The sequence below is a fragment of the Kitasatospora sp. NPDC098663 genome (assembly GCF_044760075.1).
GTDB lineage: Bacteria > Actinomycetota > Actinomycetes > Streptomycetales > Streptomycetaceae > Kitasatospora.
This window is the reverse complement of record NZ_JBIWAP010000019.1, coordinates 59278-80888: the sequence shown is the minus strand read 5'-3', so window position 1 is coordinate 80888 and position 21611 is coordinate 59278. Positions and strand designations below refer to the sequence as shown.

Annotated in this window: 11 protein-coding genes; 3 read left to right on the top strand and 8 right to left on the bottom strand. The window is 76.0% G+C overall.

Translation table 11 applies throughout. The annotated features are described in order from the left end of the window. The first annotated feature begins 229 nt into the window (after positions 1–229). Complete coding sequence (locus tag ACIQVZ_RS21520) at positions 230–3049, top strand: BTAD domain-containing putative transcriptional regulator (RefSeq protein ID WP_402452091.1); 2820 nt, start codon at positions 230–232, stop codon at positions 3047–3049. A gap of 74 nt (positions 3050–3123) precedes the next feature. Here ACIQVZ_RS21520 and ACIQVZ_RS21515 read toward each other — a convergent pair whose 3' ends face one another. Continuing rightward, positions 3124–3825, bottom strand: coding sequence for a sigma-70 family RNA polymerase sigma factor (locus ACIQVZ_RS21515; RefSeq protein ID WP_402452089.1), 702 nt, complete (start codon positions 3823–3825; stop codon positions 3124–3126). Between the two features lie 217 nt (positions 3826–4042). Beyond that, positions 4043–4393: a hypothetical protein gene (locus ACIQVZ_RS21510; protein ID WP_350879512.1), complete on the bottom strand. Its 351-nt coding sequence runs from the start codon at positions 4391–4393 to the stop codon at positions 4043–4045. Between the two features lie 562 nt (positions 4394–4955). On the opposite strand from ACIQVZ_RS21510, the gene ACIQVZ_RS21505 reads away from it, so the two are divergent. After that, a complete protein-coding gene (locus ACIQVZ_RS21505; RefSeq protein WP_402452088.1) occupies positions 4956–5963 on the top strand; it encodes a MinD/ParA family protein in 1008 nt (335 codons plus the stop codon). 222 nt (positions 5964–6185) lie between these two features. On the opposite strand, the gene ACIQVZ_RS21500 is transcribed toward ACIQVZ_RS21505, so the two are convergent. The 6 genes from ACIQVZ_RS21500 to eccCa all read right to left on the bottom strand — a co-directional run bounded on the left by ACIQVZ_RS21500 (position 6186) and on the right by eccCa (position 20017). Continuing rightward, positions 6186–7415 (bottom strand): S8 family serine peptidase, encoded by a 1230-nt coding sequence (locus ACIQVZ_RS21500; RefSeq protein WP_402452087.1) that lies wholly within the window; start codon positions 7413–7415, stop codon positions 6186–6188. Further along, positions 7412–10771 carry a right-handed parallel beta-helix repeat-containing protein gene (locus ACIQVZ_RS21495; RefSeq protein WP_350879518.1) on the bottom strand — a complete coding sequence of 1120 codons (3360 nt, stop codon included), beginning with the start codon at positions 10769–10771 and terminating at the stop codon, positions 7412–7414. Before ACIQVZ_RS21495 ends, ACIQVZ_RS21500 begins: the two co-directional genes overlap by 4 nt. A 97-nt stretch (positions 10772–10868) precedes the next feature. Further along, positions 10869–12395 (bottom strand): hypothetical protein, encoded by a 1527-nt coding sequence (locus tag ACIQVZ_RS21490; protein ID WP_402452083.1) that lies wholly within the window; start codon positions 12393–12395, stop codon positions 10869–10871. A gap of 67 nt (positions 12396–12462) precedes the next feature. After that, positions 12463–12900 (bottom strand): hypothetical protein, encoded by a 438-nt coding sequence (locus ACIQVZ_RS21485; protein ID WP_350879522.1) that lies wholly within the window; start codon positions 12898–12900, stop codon positions 12463–12465. Positions 12901–13289: 389 nt separating this feature from the next. Then, positions 13290–16094 carry a hypothetical protein gene (locus tag ACIQVZ_RS21480; RefSeq protein WP_402452080.1) on the bottom strand — a complete coding sequence of 935 codons (2805 nt, stop codon included), beginning with the start codon at positions 16092–16094 and terminating at the stop codon, positions 13290–13292. Then, entirely contained in the window at positions 16091–20017 is a 3927-nt protein-coding gene (eccCa, locus tag ACIQVZ_RS21475; RefSeq protein WP_402452252.1) for a type VII secretion protein EccCa, read from the bottom strand. The genes ACIQVZ_RS21480 and eccCa overlap by 4 nt, the downstream gene beginning before the upstream one ends. 201 nt (positions 20018–20218) lie before the next feature. On the opposite strand from eccCa, the gene eccD reads away from it, so the two are divergent. After that, positions 20219–21601 (top strand): type VII secretion integral membrane protein EccD, encoded by a 1383-nt coding sequence (eccD, locus tag ACIQVZ_RS21470; protein WP_402452078.1) that lies wholly within the window; start codon positions 20219–20221, stop codon positions 21599–21601. The last annotated feature ends 10 nt before the right edge of the window (positions 21602–21611 follow it).

Genomic DNA, 21611 nt, shown 5'->3' with positions numbered 1-21611 from the left:
CTCGGATCTGGTGGATCTTGTCGGGTCGGACCCGGACACGGCAGGATCCGCAGGGCCCGGGCTCGACGTCCGTTCCGCCGGTCGCCGCCACCCGGCAGCGCCCGGCGAGTGGGCGATCTGGCGCGAACAGGACACTTCAGGGCACTACACTGCTCCACCCCGGGGCACGCCCCGGACGTCAATGGGGCGGGGGGACGCCCTGCTCATCGTGGGTGAAGTGGGGGTACTGGTGCGGATTCGGCTCCTCGGCCCGGTGGAGCTGCGGGCCGGGGCGGACGGCTTCGCCTCGCTGCCGGGGGCGCAGCGCAGGGCGATCCTGGCGCTGCTCGCGTTGCGGCTGGGCCGGGTGGTCGGGGTGGACGGCTTCTGCGAGCTGCTGTGGGGCGAGCGGCCGCCCGCCAGCGCCCGGGCCGCCTTGCAGGGGCACGTGGCGGCGCTGCGCAAGGCGATCGCCGACACCCCGTTCGTGCTGCACACCCGTTCGTCCGGCTACCTGCTGGCCGGTCCGGCCGAGGAGGTGGACGCGCTGCGCTTCGAGGCGCTCACCGACCGGGCCGCCGAGCAGGCCGGACTCGGCTGCGCCACGGCGGACGCACAGGCGATCGCGCTGCTGGAGCAGGCGTTGCGGCTGTGGCGCGGCGAGGCCCTGGCCGACCTGCCCGACACCACCGTGCGCGCGGCCGTGGTCGACCAGCTGGAGCAGGCCCGCACCGCCGCCGTGCTCAGCTGGGCCGGGCTGCGGCTGCGCCAGGGCAGCGGGGTGGCGGCGGTGCCGGCTCTGGAGCAGCACGTGCGGACCGACGGGCTGCGCGAGGAGCTGGTGGCGCTGCTGATGCGCTGCCTGCACCAGGCCGGCCGGCCGGCGGACGCGCTGTCCGCCTACCACCAGGCCCGGGTGCGGCTGGACCGCGAGCTGGGGATCCGGCCCGGCCCGGCGCTCCAGGCGGCGCTGGCCGAGGTGCTGTCCGGGGGCCGTGCCGAGCAGCCGGCCCCGGCCCGCTCGGCGGCCCCTCCGGCCGCGCCCCGGGTGCCCCGTCAACTCCCGCGCCGCCCGGTCGACTTCGTCGGCCGGGACAGCGAGGGCCACTGGCTGGACGGCGAGTGCGGCCCGGACCGCGCCGGTGACGGCCTGGCCCTGGTGGTCGGACCGGCCGGGGCCGGCAAGAGCGCGCTGGTCACCGCCTGGGCGCACCGCCGCGCCCCGCACTTCCCGGACGGGCAGCTGTTCGCCGACCTGCGGGGCCTCGACCCGGCCGGGCCGGCCGACCCGGAGGCCGCCCTCGGCGGCTTCCTGCGGGCCCTCGGGGTCTCCGAGGGCGCCGTCCCCGAGGACCGGGACGACCGGGCCGCGCTCTACCGCGACCGGACCAGGGGGCGGCGCCTGCTGGTGGTCCTGGACGACGCCGCCGATGCCGACCAGGTCGCCGACCTGCTGCCGCAGGGGCCCGGCTGTGCCGCCGTGGTGACCAGCCGCGGCTCGCTGGAGGGGCTGGTGGCCGCCGACGGCGCGGCCCTGCTGCGCCTGCCCCCGCTGCCCCAGGACGACTCCCTGCGGCTGCTGGAACGCGCGATCAGCCCCGACCGGCTGCGGGCCGAACCGGCCGCCGCCGCCGAACTGGCCGGGCTCTGCGACCACCTGCCGCTGGCCCTGCGGATCGCCGCGGCCCGGCTGGCCACCCGCCCGGACTGGACGATCGCCGAACTCGTCGCCGAACTCGCCGACGAGCAGACCAGGCTGCCCGTCCTGGACGCCGACGGCGCGACCGGCGTCACCACCGAACTCCTCCTGACGTACCGCCGCCTCTCCCCCGGCGCCGCCGAGCTGCTCACCCTGCTGGCCGCCCACCCGGGCCGGGAGGTGGACACCCTGACCAGTGCCGCCGTGCTCGGCACCGACCCGGCCACCGCCCGCCGGTCGCTCGGCGAACTCGCCGCCCACCACCTGCTCACCGGTGCGGCGCCCGGGCGCTACGGCCGCGCCGAGCTGGTCCGGCTGTTCAGCGCCGGACTGCTCGCCGAGCAGCCCGAGCCGCGCCGGCGCCTCGCCCGGGAACGGCTGCTGGACTACTACCAGGCGGCGCTGCGGCAGGGCGGCGAGTTCATCGAGCCGGGCCAGGACGGTTTCGACACGCTCGTCCACCCGCCGCGGGCCCTGCCGCCGGCCGACGGCATCCGCGCCGCGCTGGACTGGTTCCAGGCCGAGGAGCCCGCGATCCGCGCGCTGATCACCGGCACCGCCGACGACCCGGGCCGGGTCTGGCGGCTGGCCCAGGCCGCCGGCCCGCTGTACTACGGCTCCAGCCGGTTCACCGACTGGCTGGGCTGCCTGCGCGCGGGCGTCCGGGCGGCCGAGCGGTGCGACGACGAGCTGGCCGCCGCCCAGTTGCACGGCGCCCGGGCGAACGCGCTGCTCGGGCTGGAACGCCGTCAGGAGGCGGCCGAGGCCGCGCGCCGGGCGGTGGCCGCCGGCGAGGCCGCGACCGGGCCTGCGGGCCGCGCCGCGTACGCCCGCGCGCTCGCCACCCAGGCGCTGATCACCGCGATCCTGGGCGGCGCGACCGAGGCCGCCCGGCTGGCGTCCGGCTCGGCCGCACTGGCCGTGGAGTCCGGCGACCCCCGGCCGCTGGCCGTCGCCCTGGTCCACCACAGCTGGGTGAGCCTGCTGGCCGGGGACCGGCAGGGCGCGCTGCGGCAGGCCCGGGAGGCCAGGGAGCTGCTGCCCGCCCGCCCGGTCACCTCGATCCACCTGTGGTCGATGCTGACCGAGGCGCACACCCTGCCCCCGCACGGGCGCGGCGAGACCGTCGACCTGGCCTGGCACCGGCTGCTGGCCGGCTGCGAGGAGGCGGGCCTGCTCTACCTCCAGGCCATCGCCGAACAGTCGCACGCCTCCTACCTGCTGAGCCGGGGCCGTGAACTGGAGGCCCTGGACCGGCTGCGCTCGGCGCTCGACCGCTTCCGCTGCCACGATCGACTGGCCGGGGTGCGGAGCGAGTTCACCACCAGCCTGGAGGAGTCGCTGAACTCGCGCGCGCCGTACCGGCACTGACCGGCTCCCCGTGGCGGCCACCCGGGCGCCGGGTGGCCGCCACGGGGAGCCGGTCGACGGTCAGCAGTCAATGGTCAGCGGGAGACGGCGGCACCCGGGCGGTCGAGCGCGGCCGCCTGGCCGCGGCCGTCGGCCGGGCCGTAGCCGTGCTCCGCCGCGAGGACCGGGCGCAGCGCCCGGATCGCGTAGAAGTTGCGGGACTTGACCGTCCCCGGCGGCACCCCGAGCCGGGCCGCCGCCTCCACCACCGAGCGGTCCCGCAGGTGCAGTTCGACCAGCACCTCGCGGTGGTGCTTCTGCACCCGGCGCAGGGCCAGCGCGATGTCCCGGGCGACGACCACCTGCTCGTACGGGTCCTCGGCGAGCGGGCGGTCCTCCAGCGGCTCGCCGATCACCTCCTTGGCGCGGGCGGCGGCCATCCGGTAGTGGTCGATCGCGATCCGACGGGCCACCGTGAACAGCCAGGGGCGGCTCTGCTCGGCACCGGCCGCCAGCGCCTCGGGGTGCTGCCAGGCCCGCAGCAGGGTCTCCTGGAGGATGTCCTCGGCCTTGCCCCGGTCGCCGCCGGTGGCACGCAGCAGCGCCCGCAGCAGGTAACCGCCGTGCAGCCGGTGGATCTCGGCGAGCGTGTCCGGGTCGAGGGTCGGGCGGGCCGCCTTCGGCGTGCCGGGCGCGGGGGCGGATCCCGTGGTGGCCGACGGGTCCGTGCCGGCCGGCGGGCCGACGGGCGGCTGCTGGGCGACGGACGTGGGCTGGGCGACGGGCTGCTTCGACACGCGCGGCCTCTCAGATCGGGCAAGGGCAGGGCGACACACCGACCGGACTTCCCCGGCGGCTACAAGCAGCAGACTGCCCGCAGCCGCCAAGGCCGCACCAACGATCCGCCAACGCCCCGGCCCCGCACGGCCGGGCCGCAGGCCAGGACTCCGCACGGCCACCTCCCGGCCACCTGGCGGCCATCTCCCGGCCGCCTCATGGCCACCAGGCCACCCCTCAGGCCTCGTTGAGCACGCGCACCAGCTCCTGGACCCCGTCCTCCCCCCGGTGCTCGATCAGCACCGCGACCCAGGTCGCCAGCTGCTCCCGCTCCGCCGCCGACCAGGCCGGTGCCGAGGGGTGCTCGTCGACCACCAGCGCCGCCGCCAGCTCCCGCAGCCCCGGTGCGGGCTCCGGCCTCCACCGCTCGGTCGGCAGCGCCCGCAGGGCGAGCCGCCGGGCTGCGGCGGTCACCTCCTCCGCCGTGCCCTCGGGCACCACCAGCGCGGGCGGCCCGGGCCTGCTCGGTTCCTCCTGCCGTACCAGCGCCGCGACGACCTCGCGCACGTCCGGCCCGTCCGGATCCATCGTTGTCCCTCCCCCATCCCGTCCCACGGGAGTCACGCCGGCTGCTCCTGCATGGCACTCGTTCCGCATCGAGTGCCATCCGAAGACGGTATCTACTGACAGCCGGTCCAGCAGAGGGTTTTCCGGTACGGCCGGGCAGCTGCCGCTCAGCTGCCGCCCGCACACCGGTTCGGCCGGCGACGAGGCGCCCGGCCGGGCCGCCGCGCTTCGGCAACACCGCGGCCACCGGGCGGGTGCCCACCCCGCGCCACGACACCGGCCCCGCACCGGAGGGCCGTCGAGGCCGGGCTGCCGGTGGCGCCGGCCGCACCGGCCGGAGGACCGGCCGACGACGGCGGACCGGCCGTCGTGACGGCACGGTTCCTGGTGGCGCGCATGAGCTCCTCCGAGCATGACGAGGAACGCGAGGTGCGCCCTGTCCCGCTCAACGGACCTTCCATCGGGGGCGGTTCACCGATCCGCAGGGTGACGCGCGTTGAACCGGAACGGGCCCTTCGCCCGTAGTCCCGACTGAACGCACCGACGGTCCGGCCCGGCGCACCGTGAACCAGGAGGTCACCCGATGGCTTTCTCCGACGGCACCCCCGACGACGGAGACGCCGCCACCCCGGAACGGCCCGACTACACACCCGCCGCCTGGCCCGAGCCCGTCCCGCTGCTCCCCCGGCAGCCCCTCGACCCGCTCGGCACCGTCCTGATCCCGCCCGCCGAACGGCGGCTGTTCACCCGCACACCGGCGCCGCGGGCGCAACCGCCCGCACCGCCCGGTGACCCCACCCCCACCGCCCTGCTCGCGGTACCCACGCCGTCCCCGGCCACGGCCCCCGCCGCGGGCCCGGACCGGGCGGCCCACCCGCGCGCCCTGCGACTGCCCTTCGGCGGCGGCACGGAGACCCGGCGCCGCCGCCTCGTGGAGCGGATCCGGACCCCGCTGCGCAGCTGCCACCGCATCGCCCTCCTCGGCAGGCCCGCCGAGGGCGTCCCGGTCACGCTCGGCGCCCTCCTGGCGCAGCACCGGCCCGACCCGGTGATCGTCCTCGACCTCGCCGACGCCTCCCGTGTCTCGCACGCCGACCGGCGGATCCTCGACCGGAGCGCGGCCGGCCGGCTCGACATCCTCGCCGTCCGCCCGGACACCCCGGGCCCCGCGTTCCGGGACACCCTGACCGACCTCAGCGGCCGCTACCCGATGATCCTCAGCGACACCACGGCCGCCGCGGGCGACGTCCAGCTCACGGCCGTCGAACTCGCCGACCAACTGGTCATCTGCGAACACGCCTCCGCCGACGGCGCCCGCAACGCCTCAGCACTGATCGACCACCTGGCCTCCCGCGGCCACGGCGACCTCGTCCGCGGCGGCACCGTCGTCTTCGTCCCCAGCCCGCCGACCGAGCGCCCCGTCGCCGACCGCCAGCTCCTCTCCCACTTCCGCACCCTCTGCCGCGACGTCGTCCTCCTCCCCGCGCACACCCCGGGCACCCCCGGCCGGCTCCGCTCCCACACCCACCTCGCCTACCTCGAACTCGCCGCCCTCGTCGGCGACGCCCTGGCCATCCGCCACACCGTCTGAGACCGCGCCCCCGCCCGGAGGACGGGCGGGCGGCCTCGGAGCAGGTGCGTCACCGGACGGACGAGGGGGCACCCCCGCCCGTCGGGGCCACCAGGACGCCGACGGTCGAGGGCACGATGCCGGTGCTCGGGGCCGTGGCCGGGAGCCCGGCGGTCGGGGACGCGGCACCCACGCCCGAGGAGCGGCGCGACGGTGCGACAGGAGGACGGCCGGGCCCGCCTCTCAGGCCTGGCCGTCCTCCGCCCTCCCCGGGCGCCAACCGCGGGCACGGGCGCGCGGCGTGACGGCGCCGGCGGCGGCGACGAGGGCGATGACGGCCAGTGCGGCCAGGGAGATCACCACGGCCTGGGTGGGTGCGGTGGAGGCGGGTGGAGCGGGGGGCATGGCGAGGGCGGCCGGTGTCGCGGCGGGGGGCGCCTGGTCGGGGACCGCGAGCTGGGTGACGGCGGCGACGGGGTCGATGGTGCCGTAGCCGACCTGCGGGTCGGGGGTGGTGACGGCGTGGTAGGCGGTGGTCTCCAGGCGCCGGATCAACTGGTCGGCGGTGAGGTCCGGGTGGCTGCCGAGGGTGAGGGCGGCGGTGGCGGCGACGAAGGCGGCGGCGAAGCTCGGCCCGGCGCCGGTGTAGTTGCCGCCGGAGGCCGGGCCGGTGCCGGTGACGGCGTCGCCCGGGGCGGCGAGGTCGACCCGGCCACCGATCGGGACGGCTCCGGCGCCCGAGGGAAGGGCGCCGCCGGGGGCGAGGTCGCGGACGGCGAGGACCTCGCCGTAGGCGGCCGGATAGGCCGGTCCGGGTTTCCCCGAACCGGGCTGGACGTCGGGGGCCGCGGGCGCGACGATGACCGCCCCCTTGCTCCGGGCCGCCCGCACCGCCCCGGCGAGCGCGTCGTTGCCGGCCGGCAACGCCACCCCGACCGCGATGATCCGCGCTCCCCGTTCGCTCGCCGCCGTGATCCCCTGGGCGAGCAGGTCCGCCGTCGCGGCACCGCCGTCGTCGGTGACGGAGACGGCGAGGATCCGGGCCCGTGGGGCGAGTCCGGCGAAGCCCGTCCCGTCGCGGCGGTCGGCGGCGATCAGGCCGGCCAGGAAGGTGCCGTGGCCGACGCAGTCGCGGGCGGGGTCACCGCCTCCGGTGAGTTTGGGGGCGTAGTCGAGGCGGCCGGCGAGCAGGCCGGTGCCGTCGGTCACGCCGGAGCCGAGGACGGCGACGGTGACGCCGTCACCCTGGCTGAGCGGCCAGACCCGGTCGGGGCGCAGGAAGGTCTGGGGCCAGGGCGTGAGCGGCGTGCGTTTGGTGGACGGCGGCAGGCAGCCGGCCGGCTTCCCGGACGCGTCGCGCCGCAGCTGGGTGACGCCCGGGAGGCTGTCGTCGCCGGCGGGGGTGTCGGCCAGGGCCGTGCCCGCCGTCGGGAGCAGCAGTCCGACGGCGAGAAGGGCGGCCGCCGTCCTCATGCGAGGCTGCCGATCCGCCCGGCCGGGATGTCCTGGGGCAGCAGCAGGCTGAGTTCGTCCAGGTCCGCCACCTCCAGCCGGGAGAGCCGGCCGGCCTGCCGGGTGATCATCGACTCCAGCACCTGCCGGGCGAAGCGCCCGTTCCCGAAGGACCGGTCGCGCGGGACGGCGGCGAAGAGTTCGCCGAGCGCCGCCAGCGTCTCCGGGGTGCAGTTGTACCCGGCGGTCTCCGCCTGGAGGCGGACGATGGTGACGAGTTCGTCGTCCGCGTAGTGGTCGAAGGTGATCTCGCGGGAGAAGCGGGAGGCCAGGCCGGGGTTGGAGGAGAGGAAGCCGCGCATCTCCTCCTGGTAGCCGGCCACGATCACCACGACCTCGTCGCGGTGGTCCTCCATCAGCTTCATCAGGGTGTCGACGGCCTCCTGGCCGAAGTCGCCGCCGGTGCCGTTGCGGGGCGTCAGGGTGTAGGCCTCGTCGATGAAGAGCACGCCGCCGCGGGCACGTTCGAAGGCGTCGCGGGTGAGCTGCGCGGTGTGGCCGATGTAGCGGCCGACGAGGTCGGCGCGGGCCGTCTCGATGAGCTGACCAGCAGGCAGGACGTCGAGTTCGGCGAGGAGTTCGCCGTAGAGCCGGGCGATGGTGGTCTTGCCGGTGCCTGGCGGGCCGGAGAAGACCAGGTGGTGGCTGATGGTGGCGGCGGGCAGTCCGGCCTCGACGCGGCGGCGGGTCTGCCGGGTCAGGTTGACCAGGTCCTCGACCTGCTCCTTGGCGGCGGCGAGGCCGACCATGCCGCGCAGCCGGTCGAGCAGGCCGGGCTCCTCGGGCTCGTCGGATCCGGCGGCGGCACGGGCGACGGCGGCGGCCGCCTGCTCGCCGACGTCGGCGGGGAGCAGCCGACTGAGGTCGGCGTTGTCGAAGTCCTCCAGTTCGGCGAGTCGGGAGGCCTGACGGTCGACCATCTCCTCGAAGACCTTGCGGGCGGCGCGGCCGTTGCCGAAGTCGGCGCCCTTGGGCATCCGGTCGAAGTGGACGGCGAGGGCCTCGCGGGTGCCGTCGGCGAGCTCGTAGCCGTGGCCCCCGGCGGCGTGTTCGACGATGGTGGTGAGTTCGTCGACGCTGTAGTTCTGGAACTCGACGGTGCGGCTGAACCGCGACGCGAGGCCCGGGTTGGAGGCCAGGAAGTCACGGATCTCGTTCTCGTACCCGGCGACGATCACCACCAGGTCCTCGCGGTGGTCCTCCATCAGCTTGACGATGGTGTCGATGGCCTCGCGGCCGAAGTCCGGTCCGGTCCCGCCGGAGCCGGCCGACAGGGTGTACGCCTCGTCGATGAAGAGCACGCCGCCGAGCGCCTCCATGACGACCTCGGTGGTCTTGAGTGCGGTGCCGCCGATGATCGAGGCGACGAGGTCGGCGCGGGCGACCTCGACCAGGTGGCCGCTGCGCAGCACGCCGAGTTCGGCGAGGATGGCGCCGTAGAGCCGGGCGACGGTGGTCTTGCCGGTTCCGGGCGGGCCGGCGAACACCAGGTGGCGGCTCATCGGGAGGGAGGGCAGCCCGGCCTGTTCGCGGCGCCGGGCCAGCTTGTTGAGGTTGACCAGGGTGGCGACCTGCTCCTTGACGCCCTCCAGGCCGACGAGCGTCTGCAGGACGGCCTGCGGGCCCTGCGGTCCGGGAGCGGCGGGGGCCTCCTGCGGAGTGCCGTCGGCGGACTCGCCCCCGTCCCCGGCGGCGGTCGCCGCGGCGGTGACCGTGCCGTGCGCGTCGGGCGAGCGGTTGTCCCGGCTGTCGAGGTTCTCGACGGCGAGCCGGTCGGTGGGCTCGCTCTGCCGCAGCCCGGCACCCTGGTTCTCGGCGGTGACGCAGTCGGTGAGCCGGACGGGTTCGGCGGACTCCGAGCGCAGGCCGTCCACGGTGTTGTCGGTCAGCTGGCAGCCGGTGAGGGTGGCGCGGGCGCCGGGCAGCAGGTGGAGCCCATGGCGGCGGTTGGCCCGCAGCCTGGTCCTGGTCGCGGTGAGTTCACCGCCGTGTTCGACGCTCGCGCCGTCGAACGCGTTGTCGGCGGACTCGACGTCGCGCAGGGTCGCGATGCCCTCGGCGCCGATCGAGATGCCGCACGCCTTGCTGCCGCGCACGAGGCTGCCGCCGAGGTAGGTGTTGGCTCCGTCGGCGATCCGGATGCCGTTCTTGCCCGCGTCGAGCACGGTGGCGTCCTCGATCCGGCCGCGCCCGTCCCGCACCACCTCGACGCCGTGACCACCGGCGTCCGTGACGGTGGTGCGGCGCAGCAGCGGGTTGGCGCCGTCACGGATGACGACGCCGGCACCGGCCGCGTCGCGCACCTCCAGGCGGTCGAACTCGGCGGCGCTCTCGCCGGTGAGGTCGACGCCGTCGGTCTCGCTGTCGCGCACCACGGCCCGCACCAGACTGGGGCTGGCCGATTCGTCGACGTGGATGCCGGCCTGCGCGGCGGCGGTGACCTCGCAGTCCTCGAAGGTGCCGCGGGCACGGCCGGCGATGTGCAGGCCGTGGCCCTGGCTGCGGACGGCGCGGCAGCGGCGCAGCAGGGGATCCGTGCCGTTGGTGAGGACGTAGCCGTGGCCGCGCACGGCGGTGACGGTGCAGTCCTCCAGCACCACCCGGGCGGTGGAGCCGAGAAAGACGCCGACCGCGCTGTCGCGGACCTCGGTCCGCAGCAGGCGGGTGGTGCTCTGCTCCTCCAGGGCCACGGCGGGTTTGTCGGTGGCGGAGATCTCGCAGTCCTCGATGACTCCGCGCGCCTCCCCGTTGGCGCAGATGCCGTTGCCGCGCGCGTCGCGCAGGACGCAGCGCCGCACGGTGGGGTTGGCCCGTTCGCCGATCACCAGGGCGGAGGTGCCGAGGTGTTCGATGACGCTGTCCTCGATGACGCTGGCGCCGGTGGAGGTCTCGACCAGTCCGGCGCCGGCGGTGTTGACCACCCGGCAGCCGCGCATGGCGAGTTCGCCCTGCTGGCGGGTGAGGACGGCCGTCCAGGCGTTGCCGATCACTTCGCAGTCCTGCAGGGCGAGCTGGCCGCGCGGGACGTCGACGGCGGGCAGGTCGTCGTCCTGCCCCTGGATCACCAGGCCGGTCAACTGGACGGCCTCGGCCAGGACCTGGACCACCGAGCCGCGGCGCGAACTGATCCGCACACTGCCCCGGACGTCCTCGGCGGTGATGGTCACCACCTTGGTGAGCACCAGGTTCTCCTCGTACCGGCCGGGGCGTACGGAGATCACCGCGCCGCTGCGGGCCGCCTGGAGGGCTTCGCCGATCGTGCGGTAGGAGCCGCGTTCCCGCTGCTCCGCGCAGACCGTCAGCACCGGGCGCGACATGCCTGGGGGTTCCCTTCGTCGTGGGGCGTTCGTTCGTGACCTGCTCGGAGGACCAGGTCGGGGTCGGAGGTTCGGGTCGGGGTCGAGGAGGACCGGGTCAGGGCGTGCAGGTGACGCGCATGGCGCTGGCGGCGTGGTGGGCGAGGTTCGCGGCGCCCCAGTCCTGGCCTCGGGTGTGCAGGGTGACGGACAGCGAGCCGCGGTACTGGAAGGTGCCCTCGCCGACCCAACGGCCCTGGCTGGCCGTCTGGTTGATCTTGAAGTCGCTCGACCCGCTGCCGCTCTGCACGGTGTAGTAGGTCGGGTTCCCGCCGACCTTCTTCACGTCCCCGCTGGCCGGGATGTAGACGTCCAGGGTGCAGCTGGTGACCTTGTCCAGGGTGAAGGTCCACACCACCGAGTTCTTGTCGTCCTTGCCGTCCCCGGACATCGGCACCGACGTGTACGTCCCGTTGCAGCCGTCGCCGCTGTAGCCGCCGGAGTTGCTCCGCCAGCCGGAGTCGCCTTGGTCGAACCAGCCCTTCTGGCTGTACGCGCCGCTCTTGTTGCCGCAGTACGGGCCGGTGACCACGACGGTGGGCGCGGCCTTCTGCGGGGGCGGCGGCGGCGCGGGCTGCTGGGAAGCCGGCGGCGGCGCGGGGTTCTGCGGGGCCGGCTGCTGCGGCGCGGGGTTCTGCGGGGCGGGGTTGGCGGCGCCACCGGCCGCGCTCCCCGCCGCGCCACCTGCGGCGGCAGCGGCGGCGGCGCCACCGGAAGCGGAACCCGAACCGGAGCCGGAACCCGAACCGGAGCCACCCTGGGCCCGACCTGGAGCGGTGGTCGAACTCGCGTTGCCACCACCGGAGTTAACGGATCCGCCGGATCGAGCGGCAGTGCCCCCCGCGCCTCCGCCGCTTCCGGTGCCGTTCGGGGCCGAGGCCGGCTGGTCACTCGGGGCGGGCGTGCCCGTGCCGGCGTCCGCGGCCGGGACCGCCGCGTCGGGCTGACCGGGGGCAGGGGTGCCGCCGGAGCCGCTGGTACCGCCGTGCTCGTCGAAGTTCGGGACGAAGCCGTTGCCGCCGTCCCCACCACTCTGCCCGTAGCCGGGCGGGGCGTCCGCCTGGGCCGGGCCGCCCTTCTGCTGGTTGCCGCCGAGCTGGGTCACCACCACGGAAGTGCCCACCAGCACCAGGCCGACGGCGACGGCCGCCGCGATCATCGGGCGGGAGACCCGGCCCGGCCGGGGGCCCTGGTCGGTGCCGGTGTCGGTGGAGGGCTCGGCGACGCTCGCGGCGGCCACCGCCTCGGGCGTCCCGGCGGCGGTGGGTGTCGCGGTGGCGGGTGCTGCGGTGGCGGGTGCTGCGGTCGTCGTGGCAGATGCGGGCACGGGCGGGACCGAGGGAGGTGCGGCCGGCTGCTCGCGCTCCGGCTGCGCGGGCAGCACCGCGGTCGCGGCGCTGGAACCCGCCTCCGCCGCTTCACCCTTCGCCGAGGCGGTTTCCTCCGAGGCCGCTTCCTTCGAGGCGGCCGCCACCGGCGTACCCTCCGCCGGCTCGGCCTCGGCCGCCAGGGCCCAGTTCACCTCCGGAAGCTGGAACCCGGCGCTCGTCCGCCCCGCCTCGCCGCGCTTCTCCTCGGCCACCATGCATCCCCTGCACTCGACGACACTCCTGTGGGGAGGTACGGACGGAGTGGCCGAACCGGTTCAGCCGCTACGAGCCGACCGTCCAGACCGGCTCCTCCTCGGCGTCCGGCGGGGTCAGGACGAAGGACACCGCCCGCTCCAGCACCGCCGCGTCGGGCGCCGCCCACGGGCCGTCGCCCTGCGCGCGGACGTGAGCGAGCAGTTCCGGGTCGGGCGCCAGCCCGTACTCCTCCAGGTAGTACGTCACGGTGTCGGTCCAGATCCAGGACCCGTCGGTACGGAAGCCCATCGGGACGACGGAGCGCCGCCGCCGGTCCACCACGTCGTCCATCAGCATCGGCGTCAGCAGCACGGGCGCGCCCGCGCGCAGGTAGCCGACGAGTGCCTCGCGCTCCGCGCGCTCCTCGATCCTCGGCCGGTCCGGCCCGAAGCCCGGCCCCGTCACCGGGTCCACGGCGTCGAACACCGACGCCAACCGGAAGTCGTCCCGCATCGTCCCGCTCATCCCGCACTCCTCCCGCCGGTTCGCCCCTACGCTTCGTCCGACGGACGGAAGGCCGCCCCGGGTTCATCGCGGGTGCCGGTCCGTCGGCCGACGGCCCGACCGGCCGGGTCGGGGCCAGGGCGTGTTTCATCATTCGCGTCGGATCAGCGCGCGGCTCCCCCAGCCTTCGGCCGGGAGGTACCCCCATTACGCGCCCGGCTGGGCGTGCCGGCGGAGCGCCCTCGTACTGGGCCGTACTTGGGTGCTTCGCCGGTGCGTCCAGCCGGGATGCCCGGCGTCGCGCGCCCGGCGGGAATGACGAAACACGCCCCAGGGCCCACCACCGGCCGGGCCGTGCCTCGGACCAGGTGATCCGCGCCACGACGGGGCCGCCCGGTCCCCACAGGACGTCACCGGCCGGCCGCGCCACCGAGGTCCAGGAGGTAGCGGGCCGGGTCGGCGGGGCGGATCCGGTCGGCGGGCGCGACGGCGTCGCGCCGGGCCAGCCAGCTGCGCAGGCGGTCGGGGCGCGGGCGGACGCCGCCGATCTCGTGGAGCAGCACGCGGGCCGGACGCCCGGTCGTCTCGTCCGGCAGGTCGACGTCCACCACCTCGAACTCCGTCCCCGGGGCGAAGATCACGGTCGGCTGGTCGCCCGGCTCTCCGAAGACCGAGCTGCGGCGGCCGCCGACGGACCAGATGGCGAACTCCACCCCGACGTCCTCGCCGAAGTCCGCGCCCGGCGCCGCCAGACCGCTGACCGGGGCCCGCTCGGTGAGCACGGTTCCCGGGGTGTAGGCGGCCAGGTCGGCCGACTCGACCGGGCCCGCCATCAGCACGCCTCCGTAGTGGCTGGGCAGCCGCCGGAGCCCGGCCGCGAGGCAGCGCAGGTACGGGCCGAACGGGCCCGGGGCGCCCGACCGCGCCGCGGCGCGGAGCTCTGCCCGCCCGGCGAGGACGGTCGAGTCGGTGTGGTGGAGCAGCACGGCGACCAGTTCGGGCCGCGGATCGCCCTCGTCGGCCCGGGCGCGCAGGCCGGGCAGTCGGGTCGCGACGTCCTCGGCCCGCCGGACGAAGCGCTGGTAGGCGGGCCCGAGGAGGGTGATCAGGGCCGCGCGGTCCTCGGCGGGGGTGGAGAGCTCGACCAGGTCCGACGACGGGGCGGTCGGCTGCGCCGGAGCTTGCTCGGGGACCTGCTCGGGGGCCGGTACCGGGGCCTGCCCCGGCGTGGAGCCGGCCGTGGGTTCAGGCGTCGGGTGTGCCCCGGCCCGGCCCGCCGTGGTTCCCGGCGGCTCGGCGGTCTCGGCGGTCTCGGCGGTCTCGGCGGTCTCGGCGGCCTCCGTGTCCTCCATGGACACCGCCACGGAGGACGCGGCCACGGGCACGGCCTCAGGGTCGAGTGCCGGGGCAGGGGCCGGCACCTCCTCCGCTGCGGGGGTGGTCTCCTCCGAAGCGGCTGCCGACGCGGGCCCGGAGCCGGCCTCCCCGTCGGGCGGCGCCTGGTCTCCCCCGGGTGCGACGCTCGCCCCAGGCTCCACGGCCGGACCGGGGCCGGCGTCCGGGGCCGACGTCGTGCCGGTGTCGCCCACCACGGCCGCAGTCGGCCCGGGGGCGGGCTCGGGGGCGGGAGGGGAAGCGGGGCGTTCCCCGGGCTCTCCTCCGAGAACCCCCATCGTCGCCATGGGGACCGGTACGGCCACCGGATCCGTCGCGATCCCGGCCTCAGCCTCGGCCGCTGTCCCGGCCTCGGTCTCCGTCCCGGTCCCAGCCTCCGTCCTGGTCCCAGCCTCCGTCCCGATCTCGAACACCGGACCGGTCGCGGCCACCGGCTCCGGCGTCGCGGACTCGGTCGGCACCTGCAGCGGCGCCGGGTCCGCCTCCCCCGACGCTCCGAGCTCCACCGACGCGGGCTCAGGTACGGCTACGGGCGCCGCCGCAAGCGCGGGCGCCTTCTCCGGGCCGGGCGCCGCCTCCGGGCCCGGTGCCGCCACGGCGACCGACGCGGCGGGTCCGACCCAGTCGAGCCCGTACAGCCGCGCGCAAAAGCGCCCGACCGCCCCGGATTCGACGTCCAGCGTCCCGGCGACGGTGAGGGTGAGGCGCGCGGGCGCCGGCGGGAGCGAGCCGAGAACGGCCCCGAGGTGATCCCAGACGGTCTCGGGGACAGGGCGTCCCGGAGACCCGACGACCAGGGCGGGGCCGGCCGGGTCGGGCCGGCGGAGGCGGGGGCCGCGGTCCGCGGTGGCGGCCGGGCGGAGCCAGAGTCCGGCCGCGACGGCTTCCAGTTCCCAGCCGGGGAAGGCCGGGTAGCGCGCGGGCCCGGGGGCGGCGGGCAGGTCGGGCCGACTGCGCCAGCCTACGGCCGTGACGGTGCGGTCGGTCGGGCAGGCGACCAGTTCGGTGAGGTAGGGCTCCCACCCTTCGGTGCCGTCCGCGGCGAGGTGGACGTGGCGCAGCCCGGCCGCGCCCCGCACCGGCAGGCCGACGGCCGCCCGGACCTCCCGCCGCAGCGAGGCCGCCGCGACCGCCGCGAGTTCGATCAGCTCGACCGGCGCGGCCCAGGGCGCGCTCAGGGTGAGGCGCGCGTCCTCCGCCACCGTCCCGAGCAGCAGCGCGGCGGCGTTGGCGAGTTGGGCCCCGGCGGGCAGCCGCCCGGCCGGTTCGCCGAGGACGAGCAGCAGTCCGCCGTCGGTCGCGGCCGCGTGGTCCAGCGCGGCGGGCCGCGCCCGGCCCGCGATTTCGGTGACCCAGTACGCATCGCGCGTCAGCGGGGTGATGGCGGCCGCGGCGGGCCACCGCGCGCCGAGCGGTTCGGCCCGGAGCTGGGCGCCGCCCGGCGGGCAGCGCCACCAGGAGCCGTCCGGGGCGGACAGCGTTCCGTCCGGCTCGATGCTGACCATCGCGTCGGGCGCGACGATCGTCAGCCCGGAGCGGGCGGCGAGCAGTTCGGCGGGCCGCCGTCCGTCCGGCCCGATCGCGGCGAGTCCCGAGGCGGCGAGCACCAGCACGTCGGCGCCGCGCTCACCCGCCGCCCGTACGAGGTCGTCGAGCGAGGAGAGCAGGACGGGCGCGGCGTCCGCGGCGGCGGCCAGCAGCAGCAGCGCGCGGGGTTCGGCCCGGACGGGCCCGAGGGCTTCGGCCAGTCCGGCGGCCTCCGCGCCGGGCGGCGCGATGACGTAGTGCGGGCCGAGCGCCCGCAGCGTGGAGGCGGTCACCGGCCGGCCTCCGGTTCGTCCGCCACGTGCCCGGTCTGCACCTGGACGGTGCGTCGCCGGGTGATGTAGAGGCCGCGCCCGGCGGGGAACTGCCGGGGCTTGACGTTGCCGAACAGGTACCCCTCCGAGGGCGGGCAGGAGAGCAGCAGGGAGGGCGAGTTGACCTCCTGGAGCTTGCGCATCAGCGGGTCGCCGAGGGCTCGCCCGACGCCGTTGGCGCCGCGCGCGACGACCAGGTGCAGGCCGATCTCGGCGCCCTGGGCGAGGTCTTCGAGCAGGGCCGCGAAGGGGTGGGCGCCGCTGGTGGAGCCGACCAGGTCGTAGTCGTCGACGAGGATGAACAGTTCGGGCCCGGTCCACCAGTCGCGCAGCCTGAGCCGGGCGGGGGTGATGTCCGCGGGCGGGATGCGGTTCTTCATGGCGCGCGAGGCGCCGTCGACGATCTGGCGGAGCTTGTCGACCGCCACCGCGTAGCCGAGCTGGTACTCCTGGGGCACCGCGTCGAACAGGCCGCGCCGGTAGTCGACCAGCATGATCCGCGCCTCGGCCGGGGTGTAGGCGGAGGTGATGGCGCTGATCATGAGCCGCAGCAGGTTGGTCTTGCCGGATTCGCTGTCGCCGACGACCAGCAGGTGCGGGTTCTCCTCGAAGTCGTGCCACAGCGGCGAGACCTCGGTGTCCTCCAGGCCGATCGGGACGCGCAGCCGGCCCTCGGGGGCGGGGAGCGCGGCGGCGTCGAGGGTGAGCGGGAGCATCCGGACCTCGGGGGCCCGTGGACCGGTCCAGTGGGCGGCGACCGCGTCGACCAGGTCGGCGACACCGTCGCCGAGGTCGTCGGTGTTGCCGGAGCCGTCGATCCGGGGCAGGGCGGTGAGGAAGTGCAGTTGCTCGTCGGTGAGGCCGCGGCCGGGCAGCTTGGGGACCTTCGCGGCCGCGCGCATGTTGATGACGGAGTCGACGGAGTCGCCGAGCCGCAGTTCGAAGCGGGTCTGGAGCTGGTCGCGCAGGCCGCCGCTGATCTCGCCCCAGCGGGTGGTGGCGATGACCAGGTGGACGCCGTAGTTGAGGCCGCGCTGGGAGATCAGGGTGAGCGGCTGGAGGAGGTCGCTGAACTCCTGGCGCAGGGTGTTCCAGCCGTCGATGACGAGGAAGACGTCGCCGTGCGGGTCGTCGGGCAGTTCCCCGGCGGCCTTGCGGCGGCGGAAGGCCGCGATGGAGTCGATGCCGAGTTCGGCGAAGTACTGCTCGCGGCGGGTGATGATGCCGTTGACCTCGGCGACGGTGCGCAGCACCCGTTCGCCGTCGTGCCGGCCGGTGACGCCGCCGAGGTGCGGCAGCCCGCGCAGGGCGGAGAGCGTGCCGCCACCGAAGTCCAGGCAGTAGAACTGGACTTCGCGCGGGGTGTGGGTGAGGGCGAGGCCGGTGATCAGGGTGCGCAGCATGGTGCTCTTGCCGCTCTGCGGGGCGCCGGCGATGCCGACGTGCCCGCCGGCGCCGGCCAGGTCGGCGGTGAGCAGGTCGCGCAGTTGCTGGAAGGGGCGGTCGACGATGCCGACCGGTAGGCCGAGCGCGCCGTGGGAGCGCTCGTCCTCGGTGGTGAGGCCGCGGTCGGGGTGCGGGACGAGCGGCGGCAGCAACTCGTCGAGGGTGGGCGGGACGTCCAGGGGCGGCAGCCAGACCCGGTGTGCGGGCGGTCCGGCGTCACGCAGCCGGCCGGCGGCGACCTCCAGCAGCGAGCCGTCGGACGCCTGCTCCTCCTCGGGCTCGACCGCGGCCGCCGGGAGGTGACGCGGCAGCACGTAGTCGGTGCCGTAGGAGACGACCTGCCCGGCGAGGGCGGCCTGCTGGGAGGACCGGCGCTTGGGCCGGTACGGCCCGGAGACGTAGGCGGCCTTGAACCGGGTGAGGGTGGAGATGTCGCTGCGCAGGAAGCCGTTGCCCGGCTGGGAGGGCAGCTGGTAGGCGTCGGGGACACCGAGGACGCCGCGGCTCTCCATCGCGGAGAAGGTGCGCAGGCCGATCCGGTAGGACAGGTGGGACTCCAGCGCGCTCATCCGGCCCTCGTCGAGGCGCTGGGAGGCGAGCAGCAGGTGGACGCCGAGCGAGCGGCCGAGCCGGCCGATCATCACGAAGAGTTCCATGAAGTCCCGGTGCGCGGACAGCAGTTCGCTGAACTCGTCGACGACGACGAAGAGCGTGGGCATCGGGCGTAGCGCGGCACCGCCGGCGCGCGCCGTCTCGTAGTCCAGCAGTGAGGCGTAGCCGGCCTCGCGCAGCAGCTCCTGGCGGCGGATGAGTTCGCCGTGCAGGGCGTCGCGCATGCGGTCGACCAGCGCGGCCTCGTCCGCCAGGTTGGTGATCACGGCGGAGGTGTGCGGCAGGCCGTCCAGACCGAGGAAGGTCGCGCCGCCCTTGAAGTCGACCAGGACGAAGTTGAGCACCTCGGAGGAGTGGGTGACGGCGAGCGCCATCACCAGGGTGCGCAGCAGTTCGGACTTGCCGGAGCCGGTGGCGCCGATCAGCATGCCGTGCGGGCCCATGCCGCCCTGCGCGGACTCCTTCAGGTCGAGGTCGACCGGGCGGCCGTCCGGGCCGAGCCCGAGCGGGACGCGCAGCCGCTGCGCGATGCCGCGCTGGCCCCAGAGCGTCTCGACGTCCAGGGTGTTCAGGTCGGGGATGCCGAGCAGGGCGGTCAGGTCGAAGTCCGTGGCGAGCGGCTCGGCGACGTCCACGCCGTCGGCGATGCGGTAGCGGGCGAGCAGCGCGGCGAGGCGGGTCGCGGCGGGCACGGCGAGCGCGTCGGGGCGGCCGAGGTCGGTGGCGACGTCCTTGCGGTTGCGGTCGGCGCCGATCATGGCGAGCCGTCCGTCGTCGATGCGCAGCCGCAGGGTGGTGCGGGCGGCGCGCCACTCCAGGCTGTCGGACAGGTCGATCAGGACGGCGTTGCGGTAGCCGGTGAGCGCGGCACGGCTGCCGGTGTGGGCGCCGGGGCCGTCGAGCACCAGGACGGTGAAAGGCTCGTCCCGGTTGGGCACGGCGTCCGGTTCGAAGCCCGGGCGGCTGGTGAACTCCTCGCCCAGCAGTTGCTCGACCTCGCCGAGGCTGCCGGCGACCAGCCGGACCGGGCCGGCGCCGTCGGTGTCGGTCGGGTGCAGGGCGTGCGGCAGCCACTTGGCCCAGTCCCAGGAGGTGCGCCGCTCGGCGTCGGTGACGACGGCGATGCGCAGTTCGTCCGGGCCGTGCACGACGGCGAGTTGGGCGAGCACGGCCCGCACCAGGGCGCGGGCGGCCTCCGGGTCCTCGGCCCGCAGCAGCAGTTGGGCGAAGCCGCGCAGGTGGATCGCCATCGGCTGGTCGGCGACGGTGCCGTAGGCGTGGATGAAGCGGCGCAGCGCGTGCGCGCACAGCGGCTCCAGGTCCTCGACCGGCTTGGTGGCGAGCGGGGCGAGCGGGGTGGCCAGGCGCTGGGCGCCGACCGCGATCCGGACGTCGCTGAAGTCCGGGTGGGCGGCCCGGCGCTCCCACAGCCGGGTGGTGCCCACCAGTGACCACAGCTCGTCCGGGGCCGGGTGCCGCCAGGCGAGCGCCTGCCGCTGGGCGTCCACCGAACGCCGCACCTGGCGGCGCACCTGGGAGAGGTAGCGCAGGTAGTCGCGGCGCTCGCCGCGCAGCTGCTGCTTGCGGTCGCTGGAGCCGCGGATCAGCTGGGTGACCAGCATGCCGACGGCGGACAGCGCCATCATTCCCATCGCGAGGTAGCTGAGCGCGCCACCGCCGCCCTCGCCGCCGCCCGGGTGCAGGAACATGAAGACCATCGACAGCGAGCCGAGCGCCATCGGGGCCATGCTGATCACACTCGCCATGCCGCTCTGCTTCTCCGGCAGACCCGGCGGCTCCTGCAACTGGATCTCGCCGTCCGGCATCTCGGGCCCCGGGCGCCGGGGCGTCCGGGTGACCAGCACAACGCTCACTCAGGGCTCCTCACTGTGACGGGCTCCTCACTGCGACAGCCGTCCCTCTGGCTCACGGACGGCGTGGCACCCGGGGTTCAACCGCGGTTGAACGCGGCGCGCCGAGCCGCCCGTTCAACCGAGCGGAGAACACCACCGAGCCGGAGGACTGGCGTGAGCAGCAGTGTCGTCGCAGGACTGTGCCGATTGAGGTTCCACGCGCCGGAGGTGGTCTTCGAGCTGGCCGTCCCGGCCGACGTACCGCTCGGCGACCTGCTTCCCGCCATCCTCGGCCACGCCGGCCCGGACCTCGCCGAGACCGGGCTGGAGCACGGCGGCTGGGTGCTGCAACGGCTCGGCGAGGACCCGCTCGACGAGGAGCAGAGCACCGAGGCGCTGAAGCTGCACGACGGCGACGCGGTCCACCTGCGCCCGCGCCACCAGGCCCTGCCGCCGGTCCACTTCGACGACCTGGTCGACGGCGTGGCCTCCGGCATGAACGAGCGCGGCGACACCTGGCGCCCCGCCCTCACCCGCCGCCTCGCCCTCGCCGTGACCCTCACGGCCCTCGCCGCCGCCTGGGTGCTGCTCGCCCTGCCCGGCCCGGCCGGCCCGCGCCAGGCCGCCGCGGCGGCCGTCGCGGTCCTGCTGCTGCTCGGCGCCGCCAGCGCCTCCCGCGCCATGGCCGACGCCGGCGCGGGCGCCGCGCTCGGCGCCGCCGCCGTCCCGTACCTGGGCCTCGCCGCCCTGCTGCTGCCCAGCGGCCCGGGCGGGGACGACCTGCTCGGCGCCCGGGTGCTGGCGGCCGCCTCCGCCGGGGCCGGCGCGGCGGTGCTCGCCCTGGCGGCGGTGGGCGGGGCCGCCCCGCTCTTCCTCGGGCTGGTGCTGGTCGCCGTGCTCGGGGTGCTGGCCGGGGTGCTGGTGCTGGCGGGGCTGACGCTCGGCAAGCTGGTCGCCGTGGTCGCGGTGGTGGCCGTCCTGATCGGCGCCTTCGTGCCGTCGTTCGCCTTCCGGCTCTCCGGACTGCGGCTGCCGATGCTCCCGCGCAACGCCGAGGAACTGCAGGAGAACATCGAGCCCGTCCCGGCCGCCGCCGTGCTGCCGCGCGCCCTGATCGCCGACGACTACCTGATGGCCCTCTACACGGCGATCGGCGCCGTCTGCGCGGCCTGCCTGACCGTCCTCGCCTTCACCGACGGCTGGGCGGGCCCGGCCGAGGCCGCGGCGCTCAGCCTGCTGCTCCTGCTGCACGGCCGGGCCGTCGGCAGCATCCGCCAGCGGCTGAGCATCCTGCTGCCCGGGGTCTACGGCGGCCTGGTGCTGGTCTCCCGGGCCGCGGAATCGGCCTCGCCCACCGAGCGACTCGGCCTGCTGGGCGGCCTGCTGGCGGTGGCCGTCGCCCTGCTGGTCGTCGCCTGGACGGTCCCCGGCCGGCGCCTGCTCCCTTACTGGGGCCGGATCGCCGACATCCTGCACACCCTCAGCGCCCTCTCCCTGCTCCCGCTCGCCCTCCAGGCCTGCGGCGTCTACCACACCCTGCGGGGCCTCGGCGGCTGAGCCGCCAAGA